We start from the raw sequence: 15,303 nt of genomic DNA, 5'->3' as shown, positions 1-15,303 counted from the left end.
TTTTGATATTGCGGGAACACCAGCCGCACCCCGCCTCAGACCAATGAGACGGGGTGCGCGTTCAAATGGTTCAAAAATATAATTAACTTATCTGTTATTTTTGTTGCAGAATCAAAATTCCTGTGCTATATTTTTTGTATGCACTATTCCAGATCCAGAAAAACCGACGCAATCTCCACCAAAGCGTCTTCATTATTGGTGCGTGCCGTAACATAGTCCGCCGCGGCCCGCACGTGCTCCAATGCGTTTGCCACCGCCACACCGACGCCCGCTCCCCGGATCATGTCAATATCATTGTCGTAATTCCCAGCCGCCAGTACATCAGATACCGGTATCCGCAGCATTTCCGACAGCTTCCGCACCCCCTGCCATTTTCCAACTCCGACGGGAAGAATATCACAGCAGCCCGGCTCAGAGGGCACACACAGCAGCGGTAGCGCCTCTTCCTCCACCAGTCTGACCACCGCCTCCTGATCTCCGCTGACCATGAAGCTCTCCACCGTCTCCAGGTCGATCTCACCGACATGGGAAAAAAGCCTTGGATAGACGCCGATCTCCTCCGCATACTGTCTTACGCCCGGCGTGATCTTATTCACGGCATATTGAGGTCCCATCATCACGTAGAGATGCAGATCCCGTTTCAGACAAAATTCCATCAGTTTTTCGGCCGGTTCCCGGGGCACAGTCTGCCGGAACAGCATCCGTCCGGAAGACGTCTCCAGCAATTTCACGCCGTTGCCCATCAACATATAATCCGCGCAGCGATACAGGTATTGACAGCGGAACATATCGATCTCACCGCGGCCAGTGACAAAGCTGACCACGTGTCCCCGCTCCCGGATGCGTCTCAAAACCTCCGTGGTGGCCGCGCCCAGGCCTCCGTCATCCCTCAGCAGCGTCCCGTCCATATCCAGACACAGCAATCGCCTCATCCGGCGCCTCCCGTCCGGCGCAGCCCGCGGACCACAGACATGAACTCCGCCACTCTGCCGGCATCCACTCTGGCCCGAAAAGATCCCCCCGCCTTAAAGGTGGTGCCCACCACGGCTCCGTCGCAGACCGCCAGCTTATTTTGAATGGTCTCCATACGACAGCCGGTGTTGCAGAACACCGCCGCCCGGCCCCGGGCTTCTTTCCAAACCTGGTCGAGCGCCTCCACAGCCACATCCTCTCCCGCCGCAGATGCGGAGACACACAGTCCATCCGGTGCCGTCTTGGCGATGAGGGAGCGGGCAATCTGGGGCAGCGGCCGGGTATCCAGGTTCCTGTCCGACTCCGGGTTCAGAAAGTAGAGCATCCGCAGCCGATCCAGCCCCAGAGCCGCTTTGCGGCGCAGGAGCTCCGCTATATCGTTGTTATAAAATCCCCCATCCCCCGCATAGACCCCGGAGAAGGTCCCTCGGACGAAAGCGGCATCTACCGCCGCCGCCAGCTCGATGGAGGCCAGACCGTCTGAGATGCAGTCCACCCCCATGGGTACCCGGAAGTCCCCGCGCAGTTCTCCGATTACCCGGGCCATCGCCGCCGGAGTGACAAAGGACATATGCCGCTGATAGGGCAGGCTGAACTCGTTGGAGACCAGAACGGCGTCCACTCCCCCGTCCTGAAGGGCCCGCAGATCCTGCCGAGCAAGCTCGACAACCCGCTCCATCCGGCTTTCGGGCCTCCATTCCGGATCACCGGGCAGCGGTTCCAGGTGCAGCATGGCAATGATGGGCTTTTCCACCCCGAAGAGCTCCTGTATCCAAGACATCAAATCACTTCTTTCCACCGTTATAACAGATGAGTTCACAGTAAATGCATACCATTTTTCGCTATTATAGCAACTGAGCGAAAACCTGTCAAGAGGAGCGGAGAGACATCATGGTCAGAGAATCCTATCAGGAAAAATTAAGCCGGCAGTTCGCCCGGTACGCGGCCGGAATGGCCCTTGTCTTTTTTACGGTCTTCACCGTGATCCTGCTGATATATACGCTGGGATTCAACACCTATCTGAACGCCAAAAACAACGAACTTCTCTCCCACGCCTTTCTGGAAAGCTATCAGCAGTACACCGATTTTCTCACCTCAAAAGATACGCAGACGCTCTTCCTCCGCCATCTGAACGGCGAGGTCAGCGACAACTATATCTCCTACTGGTTCAACAGCTTTGTCCTGACTACCGGTCTTTCCAGTGAGCTGATTCTCACAGACAGGGAAAATGAAATTGTATACGCCAACGTGGACGGCGACGGCCCCAACACCCACCAGCAATACTTTGACCAGCTGGTCCAGCAGAATCTCGACAAGAACAACGGGGTTTACATTACCACCTATCACCTTTTCAGAAATACCGGAAAATACGTACTGTCCGCGCCCCTGTTCCGGGAGGACGGCTTCGCGGCCGGAGCGGCCTCCATCTACATTGACGGCTCCGGGTGGGAATCCATCATGCTGCAAAACCAATTCGACGGAGTCATCACCGACGAGGAGGGCTGGATCATCGCGGCCAGCAACCGGACGCTGATAGACGGCGTACACCGTTTTCAGCCCGACTCCGGAAGCACGCTCTATGAGGGGCGGCAGTACTGGATGGCGCGCACCTATCAGCCTCGCTGCGGCGTATACATCTACACGTTTGTCAAAAACAGCGGTCTGACCTCTTACTACGCCATCGCCCTGTGCGCCCTGATCGTGCTGGTGGCGGCTCTGCTGCTCACCGGACGCACCTTTGCCCGGCGCATCGCGGACCTGAACTCCCGCTCATTGGCAACCCTGCACTCCGAGCTCACCGCCATTCAATTCGGAGATGGCTCCCACCGGGTGGAACTTCACACCGGAGATGAATTTGAGACCATCGCCGATCACATCAACACCATGCTGGATCATCTGGAATCCCTCAGCAGCCGAAATCTGGAACTGGCACAGTTGAACAACCAGATGGAGCGACTTCAGCTGGAAGCCCAGTTCGACCCCCATTTTCTCTACAACACGCTGGAAAGCATCCGCTACGCCATCCGCTTGGGAGACAGGGACGCGGACTTCATCATCCTCAAACTCACCTCATTGCTGCGTTACAGCATCGACGCCCCGGAGGGAATGGTGTCCCTGCGGTCGGATCTGCTCCACCTGCGGGACTATCTGACAATTATCCAATACCGCTTTCAGGGGCGTTTTCACTACAATCTGGACATTCCGGACAGCTGCCTGGATCACCCCTGTCTCCGGCTGTGCCTCCAGCCCATCGTGGAAAACAGTGTAAAGTATGTCCTGCAGCGGCAGCAGTCCCTGACCGTCACCATCCGGGCCTGGGAGGACGAGGATTTTCTCTACCTGGAAGTGGTGGACGACGGTGCGGGGATGTCCCAGGAGCTCCTGGAGGAAATTCGGCATCTCATTGCTGCCAAAACAGCGCCCCACAGCACACACCATGGGCTGAAAAACATTGCCCGCCGGCTCAATCTTCAGTTCGGCGCCGGCAGCGGGATGGAACTGGACAGTGTCCCGGGACAGGGCACCCGGGTACTGCTGCGCATTGCCCATATGGAGGAGGCATCATGAGTTACAAACTGCTGGTAGTGGAGGATGAGGCGGTCATCCGCCGCGGACTGATCTACTCGATGGATTGGCAGGCTCTGGACTGCAGTGAAATCCTGGAGGCGGCCGACGGCCGGGAGGCAGTGGCTGTCATTGAGGCGGAAAATCCGGATATTGTCATTGCGGACATCAATATTCCCTTTCTGGATGGTCTGGGTGTCCTGGAGGCAACCAGAGACCGCTTTGATTACAGCGCCATCATCCTCACCGGTTACCCGGAATTTGCGTACGCCCAACGGGCCGTGAAGGTGGGCGCCGTGCGCTTCCTGCTCAAACCCGTGGATTTCGGCGAGCTGGCGGAGGCCATTGAGGACGCCAAGGAATCCCGCCGCCGCAGGCTGGCATACAGCGAATACCGGAAAGAGGAGGACGGCCTGCGCGGGATTGATCTGCTCTCCAGCGTTGACCGCACACAGGTCAAAAGCGGCGCCGTCCGCCAGATCTTGGAGTATGTGGACCGGCACTACGCCGAAAAACTGACCATGCACGACCTGGCGGGAGAGCTCCATTACAGCGAGAGCTTCCTGATTCGCAGATTCAAGGAGGAGATGAAGCTGGGCTTTAGTGAATACCTCACCCGCTACCGCATCCAAAAGGCCATTGTCCTGCTGCGGGAAACCGACAAGCGCACCGAAATCATCGCCGAGGAATGCGGTTTTCTCAACGCCAAATATCTGAACACCGTGTTCCGAAAGCACGTGGGCTGCTCCCCCCGGGAATATGTCAGGCTCTTCCACTGACCCCTGCCTGAACAGCACGACAGAGCCGGCTCCGAAAGCGCCGTAGACATATCCATGTTCTGACACAATTGGTGTTTTTCCATCATAAGAGCAGTTTTTTATCTCAAAAGTGCAGGATTTCCTCCTGTGTTTTCAGAGTGAGGATGCTACAATATAGACAATCCCACTGGGAAGGACACCATGGAAAACAGTCAAAACACCAAAAAGGGAGGATACTCAAGATGAAACATCGCGTAAAAGCACTCTCACTCCTGTTGGCGGGGATTATGACCCTCAGCCTGCTGGCCGGCTGCGGCGGCAAGCCCTCAACCGATACCCCCGCTCCGGCTCCGGACGCCGGTGCCCCCGCAGACACCGAGCAGCCCAGCGGCAGCGACAAGCTGGTAATCTACTCCCCTGCTACCGAGGGGCAGATCAACGCCATTATTCCCCTGTTCGAGGAAAAGACCGGTATTGAGGTCGAGGTCATCACCGGCGGCACCGGCGAACTCCTGGCCCGCGTGGACGCCGAAGGCGCCAATCCCTACGCCGATGTGATCTTCGGCGGCGGCGAGTCCTCTTACACCGAGTACAAGCACATCTTCCAGGACTACGTGAGCCCCGAAAACGAAAACGTCATCGAGGAATTCCGGAACACTCTGGGCTATTGCACCAACTACTGCCTGGATTCCTCCATCTTCATCGTCAATACCGATCTGGTGGGCGACATCGAGATCAAGGGCTACATGGACCTGCTGAACCCCGAGCTGAAGGGCAAGATCTCCATGCCCGATCCCACCGCCTCCTCCTCCGCCATGATGCACATCGAGACCCTGCTCAGCGACTTCGGCGGCCTGTCCCTGGAAAATGAGGAGGGCTGGGACATCGTGCGTCAGCTGGTGGCCAATCTGGACGGCAAGCTGGCCTCCGGCTCCAGCGCCGCCTGGAAGGCCGTGGCCGACGGTGAGATGGTGGTCGCCCTGTCCTACGAGGAGGCCGGCATCATCCTCTCCCGCGACGGCGCGCCGGTCGAGATCGTCTATCCCGAGGAGGGCACCGTGTTCACCGGCTCCACTGTGGGCGTGATCAACAACTGCAAAAACCTGGACAACGCCCGCCGCTTTGTTGACTTCGTCCTGAGCCAGGAAGTTCAGAACATCTTCTGCAACGACTTGGACGTCCGTCCCGTCCGCGACGATGTGAGCTATCCCGATTACTTCCGCCCCGCCACCGACGTGAAGACCGTCACCTTTGACCAGGCCTACGTCAATGAGCACAAGCAGGAGATCACCGATAAGTATATGGACGCCTACATGGACGTCTATCCCGGCTGAGAAACACCAAAAGGGGACCCCGGGCCGCCGGGGTCCCTGTGATTTATCAGGACAACGCCGAAAGGAATGGTCACCCATGAGCAAGATCACCATCAAAAACGCCGTAAAACGCTATGGCAGCACCACAGTTATCTCCGGACTGAATCTGGACATCCGGGACGGTGAACTCTTTACCCTGCTGGGACCCTCCGGCTGCGGCAAAACCACTCTGCTCCGCATGATCGCCGGCTTTAACTCCATCGAGGGCGGCGACTTTTATTTCAACGAAGAGCGGATCAACGACAAGGACCCCAGCAAACGGAACATCGGCATGGTGTTCCAGAACTACGCCATCTTCCCGCATATGACCGTGCGGGAAAACGTGGCCTTCGGCCTGAAAAACCGGAAGCTGGACAAGGCGGTCATCAAGCGGGAATGTGACCGCTTTTTGGCCATGATGCAGATCGATCAATACGCCGACCGACTGCCCGAAAACCTCTCCGGCGGCCAGCAGCAGCGGGTAGCGCTGGCACGCGCTCTGGTCATCAAGCCCGATGTGCTCTTGATGGACGAGCCCCTGTCCAATCTGGACGCCAAGCTGCGTCTGGAAATGCGCCAGGCCATCCGCAGCATCCAGAAAGAGGTTGGCATCACCACGGTGTATGTCACCCACGATCAGGAGGAGGCCATGTCCATCAGCGACACCATCGCCGTCATGAAATCGGGCAGCATCCAGCACCTGGGCGCGCCCCGGGACATCTATCAGCGGCCCAGCAATCTGTTTGTTGCGACCTTCATCGGCCGGACCAATGTGCTCCCCGCCGTGCTGCGGGGCGGAGAGCTGGTATTCCCCTCCGGCTATACCGCGGCCCATGCCAATTGGAGCGCCGCGCCGGATCAGCCGGTAAAGGTCTCCGTGCGCCCTGAGGAATTCATCATCGGCCCCGAGGGCGGTGAGGGCATCCCCGGCACCGTGGTAGACAGCATCTACCTGGGATTGAATACGCATTATATCGTGGATGTGGGCCTGGAGGAAAAAGTGGAGCTGATCCAGGAGTCCGCCATCGACGACACTGTGGTTCCCGGCTCCCGCATCACGCTGACGGTAAAGCGGGAAAAGATCAACGTCTATGATGAGCAGGGCGACCACAACCTGCTGCGGGGGTAAGCGGCATGAAGGACAATCACCGTTTCCGCCTGGACGTCTGGGGCGTTATCACCCTGGCGATCCTGGCCATGTATCTTCTGTTCATGGTCTATCCCCTGAGCAATCTGATCAAGATGGCCTTTTACGGGGACAATGGCTTTACCCTGGACCACTTCATCAAATTCTTCTCCAAGCCCTACTACTCCTCCACCCTGGTCAACAGCTTCAAGGTCTCCTTCTGGGCCACCGTCACCTCGCTGCTGGTGGGCGTTCCCATGGCCTATTTCTTTGCCCTGTACAAAATCAGGGGAAAGCAGACTCTCCGCATCCTCATCATTATCTCCTCCATGTCCGCTCCCTTCGTAGGCGCTTACGCGTGGATTCTGCTGCTGGGCCGCAACGGCGTCATCACAAATTTCATCAAGGCCCTGTTCGGCGTCACTCCCCCGGACATCTATGGGTTCAATGGCATGCTTCTGGTGTTCACCACGCAGCTGTTCTCCCTGATCTTCCTCTATGTGGCCGGGGCCCTGAGCAAGGTGGACAACTCCCTTCTGGAGGCCAGTGAAAACATGGGCTGCACCGGAGTACGCCGGTTTTTCAAGGTAGTCCTCCCCCTGATCACGCCGACCCTGCTGGCCGGGGCGCTCCTGGTCTTTATCCGGGCCCTCTCGGACTTCGGCACTCCCATGCTCATGGGTGAGGGATACCGGACCTTCCCCGTGATCCTCTATACGGAGTTCGTGGGCGAGGTCTCCCAGAACAAGGGCTTCGCCTCCGCTATCGCAGTGATTGCTATTGTGATCACCACGGTGGTGTTCTCTGCCCAGAACATCGCCAGCAAGCGCAACAGCTTCTCCATGAACTCCCTGCATCCCATCGAGGAAAAACCCCTGCACGGCGCAAAGGGCGTGCTGATTCATGTATTCTGTTATGTGGTGGTATTTATCGCCATCCTGCCCCAGCTGTACGTTTTGTACACCTCTTTCAAAAAGACCAGCGGCACCATCTATGTGGACGGCTACTCTCTGGACAGCTATCGGGAGATGTTCAGCCGCCTGGGCCGCAGTGTGCAGAACACCATCGTCATCCCGGTGATCGCCCTTGTGGCAGTGGTCCTGCTGGCCGTTCTCATGGCCTATCTCTCCGTCCGGCGCCGGAACGTGCTCAGCTCCACGGTGGACGTACTGAGCATGGTGCCCTATATCATTCCAGGCACCGTGGTGGGCATCGCCCTGGTCACCAGCTTCAACCGCCCCCCTGTGGCATTTACGGGCACCATGTTCATCATGGTCGTCGCCCTTATTATCCGCCGTCTGCCCTATACGATTCGCTCCTCAGTGGCGATTTTACACCAGATCCCCATCACCATTGAGGAGGCCGCCCTGTCCCTCGGCAGCACAAAGATGAAGACCTTTTTCAAAATCACCGTGCCCATGATGTCCTCCGGCATCGTAGCGGGCGCCATTTTGAGCTGGGTCACGATGATCTCCGAGCTGTCCACGGCCATGATCCTCTACACCGGCCGCACCCAGACCCTCACCGTGGCCATATACACGCAGATCGTCCGGGGCAATTACGGCATTGCCGCCGCCATGGCCAGCGTCCTCACCATCCTCACGATCATCTCCCTGCTGATCTTCAACAAGCTCAGCAAAAACGGAGAGATCACCATGTGAGGAGGCGCCGGAGATGAAAAAGACCATGCTGGACTATGTGGCCGAGACCCCGGTGGCGCTGGAGAGAGCTTTGGACCGCTCCGAAGCCCTCACCGCGCCGGCGGTGGACCTGCTCCGCAGGGAAGATTTCCGAATCCTGCGGATCGTGGCCTCCGGCTCCTCCCGCAACGCCGCCTGCGCGGCCCGGCCCCTCCTGCGCCGGCTGCTGGGAATGGAGGTGCTTGTCACACCTCCCCACACCTTTGCCTGTTATGAGCACGAGCTGCCTCCGGACGAGCTGACCCTGGTGGTCTCACAGAGCGGATACAGCACCAATGCCCTGGAGGCCCTGGAGGTCATCCGGCGACAGGGCGGAACGGCGATTGGCGTCACCAGTGACCCCGCCAGTGATATGGCCCAGGTCTCAGACCTCCTGGTGGACTACGGCTGCGGACAGGAACAAGTGGGCTATGTCACCATGGGAGTATCCACCCTCATCCTGTTTTTCCAGCTCCTGGCCCTGGAGGGCGGAAGGGCCCTGGGGCGTGTCTCCCCCGCCGAGGCGGATCAAATCCGCTCCTCGCTGGCCGCCGCCGCGGCGGCCAGCCGGGACTGCATCCGGCAGACACCTCCCTTTCTTGAGTCCCATTACCTCGATCTATCCTCCATGGGCACCGTATTTCTCTGCGGCGCCGGCGCGTGCTGCGGAGCCGCCGCCGAAGGGGCGCTGAAACTCTGTGAGACGCTCCAGATCCCCGCAATGGCCTGTGAGACCGAGGAGTATCTCCACGGGCCGGAGCTTCAGCTCACGCCGAACCACACCGTGTTTTTCCTGGACGGCGCGGGACCTGACACGCTCCGGGTCCGGCAGCTGTGGCAGGCCACCTGCCAGGTGACCCGCCGTGCCTATCTCCTGACCTGCGCCGACGCTCCGCCCGCGGACAGCCGGGTCCTTGCCCTGCGTAACCCCGGGCTGGAGGCCGCCGCTCCGCTGGTCCTGCTGCCGTTTTTCCAGATCCTGTCCTATCAGCTGACGGAGGACAAACATCTCTGGCACAAGCACCCCCTCTGCGCCAGGCTGGAGGCAGCCGTTAACGGCAAAAGTCAGAACTATGTCCATAAAGAAGTGCTGTAAAAAAGGAAACCCCTTCTGGGGTTTCCTTTTTTACAGCTTGTGCATCCGCGGCTCTCCGTTTTGAAAGGCGGCCACATATCGGATTCCGGCAGCCCGGGCCAGTTCCATCGCCTCGCCGATCCGGGCACCCACCCGCTCCGTCCCGTGGGTGTCGGAGCCCACGGTAACATATTCACCGCCCAGCTCCCGATACCGGCGCAGAACATCCATACCCCAGGGAGCATCCTCCTGCCACGACGCGGTATTAATCTCCATGGCCTTTCCGTTCCCGATCAGGAAACGGAATATCTCCTCAAAGGCATCCAGCGCGTCCTCGAGTGTGACAGAGCGGTCCGGATACGGGGCGTATTTTGCCACGAAATCATAGTGCCCCAGCACATGAAAGTGCGGAAACGCGGGCAGCATGCGGGCAACGGCCTCCAGATAGCGGCGATAGGCCTCCGCTTTATTTTGGCCCTCGTAATAGCGGTCGGCCCACACGTCAACGCCATCCACGACATGGACAGAGCCTATCACAAAATCAAGCTCCACATCCCGAAGCGCCGCCCACGCCGCCTCGGCGCAGGCCTCATCTCCCAGACTGACCTCCGCTCCATGGCGAATGGCCATCAACGGGTACCGGCGGCCAAGGGCCTCCAGTTCTCTCCGCCGGGAGGCAAAGTCCGGCAGATGCCGCCGCCCGGGAAAATCAAAATCCACATGGTCGGTAAAGCAGATCTCCTCTATCCCCCGCGCAGAGGCGGCGGCCACCATATCGGCGGCAGCCTCCTCTCCGTCAAAGGAGTAATGGCTGTGGGTATGATAATCAAAAAACACAGACTTTCCCGCCTTCACTCTATTTTTGTTAAGCTCCGCTGTACCGGATCGACGCGCCGCGCATCTCCGCCCCCAGACTCATACGCCGGGAATACCTTTGTTCACACAGTCATCCGTACAAAATCGGCCGTCCTCAATAGCTGAACTGGCGGTAATAGCGGCGAATCTCCATGGGGTGGCAATTGATGGCCTCCATGTGGGCGTCGATCCGCTGTGTCACCGCATGGGTCACCAGATGAGACAGATTCCCACGGAACCCCTCGTCAATGCCGGGCAGGTCGTAATCCCTGGAGTCAATGACTGTGTAGTTGGCGCACACTCTGGGCAGGAAGCGGACCACCCGCTCACTGAGAGGCCGCTGCGCATCCTCGCCCACAAACACAGTCACCGGGGTGTCCCGCTCCACGATTTCCAGCATACCGTGGAAAAATTCGGCAGAGTGAATGCTCTTGGTGCGGATCCAATGCTGCTCCTCCCAATAGCACATCGCGTAGGAATAGGTGGAGCCGTACTGATTCCCCGCTCCCACAAAATAGTGGAGCTTGTCATCGTGGTGCTTCTGCGCAAAAGCCAAGCCGAAGGCGTCGGCGGCCTTTTCCACCTCTACCAGATCGCGGGCCAGATGGGCGTCCAGCTGGGCGTAATACACATCATACTCGTCAAACTCACCGTGGCGATAGAGGAAACGGTCCGCCACCATGAAAAACTTGAGCTGTTCATTGGCCGGATAGGCAATCTCCCAGTCCACCATCCGGGCCAGCTCGGTGGTCTCCACGTCGATGAAGCCCAGGACCTTCGCGCCGGCGGCCTGTGCCTTTTTCACGCCGTCCACCATCTCCACCGTGCTGCCGGTGACCGAGGAGACCACAACAACCGTGCCCTCGCCCACACGGCGGTCACCGGTGGTAAGATACTCCGCCGCATTGACCGCAAAGACGTCCAGCGCCGTGCGCTCCCGCATATGGACCTCCGCCTGGAGGCAGGACGCATAGGTGCCGCCGATGCCCAGCCAGCAGAGATTCCGGAAGCCCTCCCGGCATACGCCGTCTACGATGGCCTCGATCCGCGGCCGAAGCGCCAGAGCGCCCTGGACACTGTCCAGCTGCTTTTTTTCGTCAAACTTGATCATGATCTGTTACCCCCTGTAATAAGTATCGTTCACTGGTCCAACGCTGTCTGCCGCCAATGATTATAATCGAAAGCAGATATGTTGTCAATTTATTTATACCATTTTTTGCGTTTGACACAAAATAATTTTTTTTATAAATCTTTTATTTATGATATTTTTTTCAAATCTCTTGACGTATTTTTACACAAGTGATAGGATGAGCTTAAATTGGTATGTAATTATATCAAACTCATCGAATCCAAAAGGAGGTCCTTCATGAAACTGGGGCTGTTTACCTCGGGCTACCAGCGTGAACCGGCGGAGCACATGTTCCAGGACGCCGCCCGCTTCGGATACGATTACATCGAGCTGTGGGGCGGGCGCCCCCACGCTTATCCCCCGGACCTGAATCAATACGGCGTACGGGAGCTCCGCAGCCTCTCGGAGCGTTATGGCATCCCGATTCCCATCTTCACGCCGGAGATCAACGCCTATCCCTACAACTTCATGCTGGGTACGGAGAACCAGCGCCAGGACTCCGTACGGTACATCAAGCGGTGTATGGACGCCGCCTCCGCTCTGGGCTGCGAGGCCACGCTGATCTCCGCGGCACACGCCGGAAATTCGGCCTCCCGGGAGGAGATTTGGGACAGGCTGGTACGGACACTTCAAGAGCTGGTCTCCTATGCGGAATATCTGGGCCAAAAGCTCATTCTGGAGCCTCTCACCCCCTATGAGAGCAACACCGTCACCAGCGCCAACGACCTTTCCAGCGTCTTTCAGGCTGTGCCGTCAGAGGCCTTAGTGGGCATGTGTGACGTGGCGGTCCCCTTTGTTCAGCACGAGAGCATTCTGGCCTATTTCGACAAACTCGGTCAGAAAATGTACCACATGCACATTATAGACAGCTCCGGCAACGACGATGTCCACCTTGTTCCCGGCGAGGGATGTCTCCCGCTGCCCGAGCTCATGGCTGAGCTCAAAGAACGGAATTATCAAGGCTCCGCCACCATTGAATTGGTGACCAACTATCTCAACGAGCCCCGTTTCTACGCCCGGCGGGCCATTCAAAACCTGCGGCAGATGATGTAGGAGGGAAGGAATTTTATGCGGATTGATATTCATGTCCACCCCGCTTTTTATGCGGATATAAACGGCGATTCCCATCGGGAGGGCCTGCGCCACCGTGTGACAGACATCCATAAAAATGGCCTGGCCGCACTTGAACATATCGAAAACAAAATGGCCTGCGCCCGGTTGGACCGCCTCACCCTGCTGGCTCAGGTCTATCCGGAGGCCCGCGGAGGCGCCATTGTCTCCAACGAGGAGGTCCGCTCACTGATTTCCCTCCGGCCCGACCTCTTTTTCGGCATGGGGTCGCTGGACCCCGGCGACCCGCATTTGGCCGAGACCGCGGAGCACGCCCTGGGAGATCTGGGGCTGCTGGGTCTGGCCCTCTACCCCTGCGCGGGGGAGTTCCGCCCCGACGACCCGCGGCTGGAGCCGGTGTGGTCCCTGTGTGAACAATACGACCGCCCTGTCTTATTTCACCTCGGGATGACCTGGGAGCCCGGCCAATCCATGGCCTGGGCCCATCCGCTGTCGGTGGAGCCCCTGGCGATGTCCCACCCCAAACTCCGCATCGGGATCACCCGGTTCGGCTGGCCCTGGGTGCGGGAGACCGCTGCCCTGCTCCTAAAATATCCAAACCTCTACGCCGATACGGGGGTCCTCTATTTTGACTGCGCCCGGGAGTTCTACCAGCAGACCTTTACAAAGGACCTCCCCATCACTTGGCTGGACCGCTCCCTGCGGCACCAGGTCCTGTTTGGCTCGGATGATCCCCGTTTTGAACAGATCCGCATGGCCGCAGCCATGGAGACGCTGGGCCTGCGGGAGAGCTCTGTGGAGCTGATCATGGGAGAGAACGCGCTCGTTTATTTGGGTCTTTGAAAGGAGCCTGTCTATGCACTATTATGAGGAATTCACCCTGCGGACCAGCCGGTATGAACAGCTCATCCTGATCACCCGCCAGGTTTTGGAGATCGCGGCCAGAAGCGGTATCCGGGACGGTCTGGTCACCGTTCAAAGCAAGCACACCACCACCGGCATCACTGTGAACGAGTCCCTGGAGTGTCTGGAGAGCGATATTGAGACCTTTCTCTCCGCGCTTGTCCCGGAGGACCGTCCATACAGCCACGCGCGGATGCTCCGGGATTATGGCTCCACCGCCGGCAACCCCACCGGACATCTGAAAGCCCTGCTGGTGGGGAACCACTGCCACCTTCCCCTTCAAGGGGGCGTCCCTGTCCGGGGCGGCGCGCAGGAGATTTACTTCTGTGAATTTGACGGTCCCGCAGTGCGGACCATTACGGTCACGGTTACAGATTAGGCGCGGCCTTTTTACAGAGAGGGGGGACTTCCACGGTTCGCGACATGACACAGGGACGGGAGTGGCGGCAGCTCCTGTTCTTCGCGCTGCCCATGATGGGCGCCCAACTGCTCCAGGTGGCCTATTCCATCGCGGATGCCGTCATAGTGGGCAACTTTGTCAGCGCCCAGGCTCTGGGCGCTGTCAGCGTCCCCGGACCGATCCTGTGGATCGCCAGCTCCATAGCCTCCGGCATGGGGGCGGGGACCAACATCATCATCGCCCAGTACTTTGGGGCAAGGCAGCATGAGAATATCCGCTCCTCGGCAATCTCTTCGGTGTGGCTGGGTGGAGCGGCCGGCCTCGCTGTCACTCTGCTGTGCATTGTGTCCGCCCGCCCTCTGCTCCAGGGATTTCTCCACACCCCTCCGGAGATGCTCTCCGATGCCTCGGCCTACCTGACCATATACAGCATTGGATTTCTCTTTCAGATGCTCTACCACATTTTTTACGGCATCACCCGGGCCTTTGGAGATTCCCGGGCCGCGCTGCTGTTTCTGCTGGTGGCCGCCATGCTCAATGTGGTGCTGGATCTGTTCTTTGTGGCAGGACTGGGGATGGGCGCCGCCGGGGCCGCACTGGCTTCAACGGTCTCGCAGGCCGGTTCCGCGCTGGCCGCGCTGCTCTATCTCCTGAGAAAATTCCCCCAGCTCCGCCCCTCCCGTCAGGATTGGAGGCCCCAGCGGGAAAAACCGGCTCTGGTCCTCCGCTTCAGCGGACCGGTAACACTGCAGATGACCCTGCAGGCCGCCGGATTCCTGCTGCTCCAGCGTCTGGTCAACTCCTTTGGTCCCGCCAGCATCGAGGGCTTCGCGGCCATGGGCAAGACCGAGGAGCTGATTCACATCCCGGTCAACTGCATGGCCTCAGCCCTGGCGTCCTTTGTCGGACAGAATATCGGCGCGGGGCAGATTGAGCGTGCCCGGAAGGGCTGCCGGGCCGCTCTGGCCATAACCTTGGGCGCAGCCCTGATTCTGGGAACCGGAATGCTCATGTTCGACCGGCGTATTCTGGGCTTCTACAACATCACGGCCGACGCCCTCCTGCGGGGGACCGAACATCTGGACGTAATGTGTATTCTCCTCCCAGTCTTCACAGTGCAGCAAGTCATCAACGGAGCCCTCCAGGGAGCGGGGGATGTCCAAATCCCGGTGGTCTCCAGCTTCACGGATCTGGTTCTTCGACTGGCGGGTGCGAAGCTCCTCTCCCTCACCGCATTGTCCTTCCGCTCCATTTATCTGAGCAGCCCTCCCGCCTGGATCATCGCCTGCCTCATCTCTGTCATCCGCTATCGGCAGGGTACTTGGGCCAAGCAGCAGTTAACTGAGAATCATCGCAAAAGCGTCTGTCCTTCCGAACCGCGTTAAACCGCTCAGACCGCGTTAAACCGCTTTACGGAA

At 58.8% G+C, this 15,303-nt stretch carries 14 protein-coding genes; 10 read left to right on the top strand and 4 right to left on the bottom strand.

Annotated features, from left to right (window positions below):
- Positions 1 to 143 precede the first annotated feature (143 nt).
- A complete protein-coding gene (locus C816_RS21955; RefSeq protein WP_016323137.1) occupies positions 144 to 932 on the bottom strand; it encodes an HAD family hydrolase in 789 nt (262 codons plus the stop codon).
- A complete protein-coding gene (locus tag C816_RS14410) occupies positions 929 to 1,753 on the bottom strand; it encodes a BtpA family protein (protein WP_040655676.1) in 825 nt (274 codons plus the stop codon). The genes C816_RS21955 and C816_RS14410 overlap by 4 nt, the downstream gene beginning before the upstream one ends.
- A 110-nt stretch (positions 1,754 to 1,863) precedes the next feature.
- Between C816_RS14410 and C816_RS14405 the strand changes: the two genes are divergently transcribed.
- The 6 genes from C816_RS14405 (at position 1,864) to C816_RS14380 (ending at position 9,548) form a co-directional block, all read left to right on the top strand.
- Positions 1,864 to 3,540 carry a sensor histidine kinase gene (locus C816_RS14405; protein ID WP_016323135.1) on the top strand — a complete coding sequence of 559 codons (1,677 nt, stop codon included), beginning with the start codon at positions 1,864 to 1,866 and terminating at the stop codon, positions 3,538 to 3,540.
- Complete coding sequence (locus C816_RS14400) at positions 3,537 to 4,316, top strand: response regulator transcription factor (protein ID WP_016323134.1); 780 nt, start codon at positions 3,537 to 3,539, stop codon at positions 4,314 to 4,316. The genes C816_RS14405 and C816_RS14400 overlap by 4 nt, the downstream gene beginning before the upstream one ends.
- Before the next feature lie 221 nt (positions 4,317 to 4,537).
- Entirely contained in the window at positions 4,538 to 5,629 is a 1,092-nt protein-coding gene (locus C816_RS14395; RefSeq protein ID WP_016323133.1) for an extracellular solute-binding protein, read from the top strand.
- A 76-nt stretch (positions 5,630 to 5,705) separates the two neighbouring features.
- A complete protein-coding gene (locus C816_RS14390; RefSeq protein ID WP_016323132.1) occupies positions 5,706 to 6,776 on the top strand; it encodes an ABC transporter ATP-binding protein in 1,071 nt (356 codons plus the stop codon).
- 5 nt (positions 6,777 to 6,781) lie between these two features.
- On the top strand, positions 6,782 to 8,434 hold the full coding sequence (locus C816_RS14385) for an ABC transporter permease (RefSeq protein WP_016323131.1): 1,653 nt from the start codon (positions 6,782 to 6,784) through the stop codon (positions 8,432 to 8,434).
- 13 nt (positions 8,435 to 8,447) lie between these two features.
- Positions 8,448 to 9,548, top strand: a complete 1,101-nt coding sequence (locus C816_RS14380; protein WP_016323130.1) for an SIS domain-containing protein — start codon at positions 8,448 to 8,450, stop codon at positions 9,546 to 9,548.
- A gap of 30 nt (positions 9,549 to 9,578) precedes the next feature.
- Here the strand turns inward: C816_RS14380 and C816_RS14375 are convergent, their stop codons facing one another.
- The gene (locus tag C816_RS14375; protein WP_016323129.1) at positions 9,579 to 10,364 is read right to left on the bottom strand and encodes a histidinol-phosphatase HisJ family protein; all 786 of its coding nucleotides are present in this window, start codon (positions 10,362 to 10,364) and stop codon (positions 9,579 to 9,581) included.
- Positions 10,365 to 10,497: 133 nt separating this feature from the next.
- The gene (locus C816_RS14370) at positions 10,498 to 11,493 is read right to left on the bottom strand and encodes an SIS domain-containing protein (RefSeq protein WP_016323128.1); all 996 of its coding nucleotides are present in this window, start codon (positions 11,491 to 11,493) and stop codon (positions 10,498 to 10,500) included.
- Positions 11,494 to 11,748: 255 nt separating this feature from the next.
- Between C816_RS14370 and frlC the strand changes: the two genes are divergently transcribed.
- Genes frlC through C816_RS14350 form a run of 4 tightly spaced genes read left to right on the top strand, consistent with a single transcriptional unit; the run spans position 11,749 to position 15,270 of the window.
- On the top strand, positions 11,749 to 12,564 hold the full coding sequence (frlC, locus tag C816_RS14365; protein WP_016323127.1) for a fructoselysine 3-epimerase: 816 nt from the start codon (positions 11,749 to 11,751) through the stop codon (positions 12,562 to 12,564).
- 15 nt (positions 12,565 to 12,579) lie between these two features.
- Positions 12,580 to 13,425 (top strand): amidohydrolase family protein, encoded by an 846-nt coding sequence (locus tag C816_RS14360; protein ID WP_016323126.1) that lies wholly within the window; start codon positions 12,580 to 12,582, stop codon positions 13,423 to 13,425.
- Between the two features lie 13 nt (positions 13,426 to 13,438).
- The gene (locus C816_RS14355) at positions 13,439 to 13,864 is read left to right on the top strand and encodes a secondary thiamine-phosphate synthase enzyme YjbQ (RefSeq protein ID WP_016323125.1); all 426 of its coding nucleotides are present in this window, start codon (positions 13,439 to 13,441) and stop codon (positions 13,862 to 13,864) included.
- A gap of 44 nt (positions 13,865 to 13,908) precedes the next feature.
- On the top strand, positions 13,909 to 15,270 hold the full coding sequence (locus C816_RS14350) for an MATE family efflux transporter (protein WP_016323124.1): 1,362 nt from the start codon (positions 13,909 to 13,911) through the stop codon (positions 15,268 to 15,270).
- The last annotated feature ends 33 nt before the right edge of the window (positions 15,271 to 15,303 follow it).

The organism is Oscillibacter sp. 1-3 (assembly GCF_000403435.2).
Taxonomy (GTDB): Bacteria; Bacillota; Clostridia; order Oscillospirales; family Oscillospiraceae; genus Oscillibacter.
This window is presented reverse-complemented; position numbering and strand designations above follow the sequence as displayed.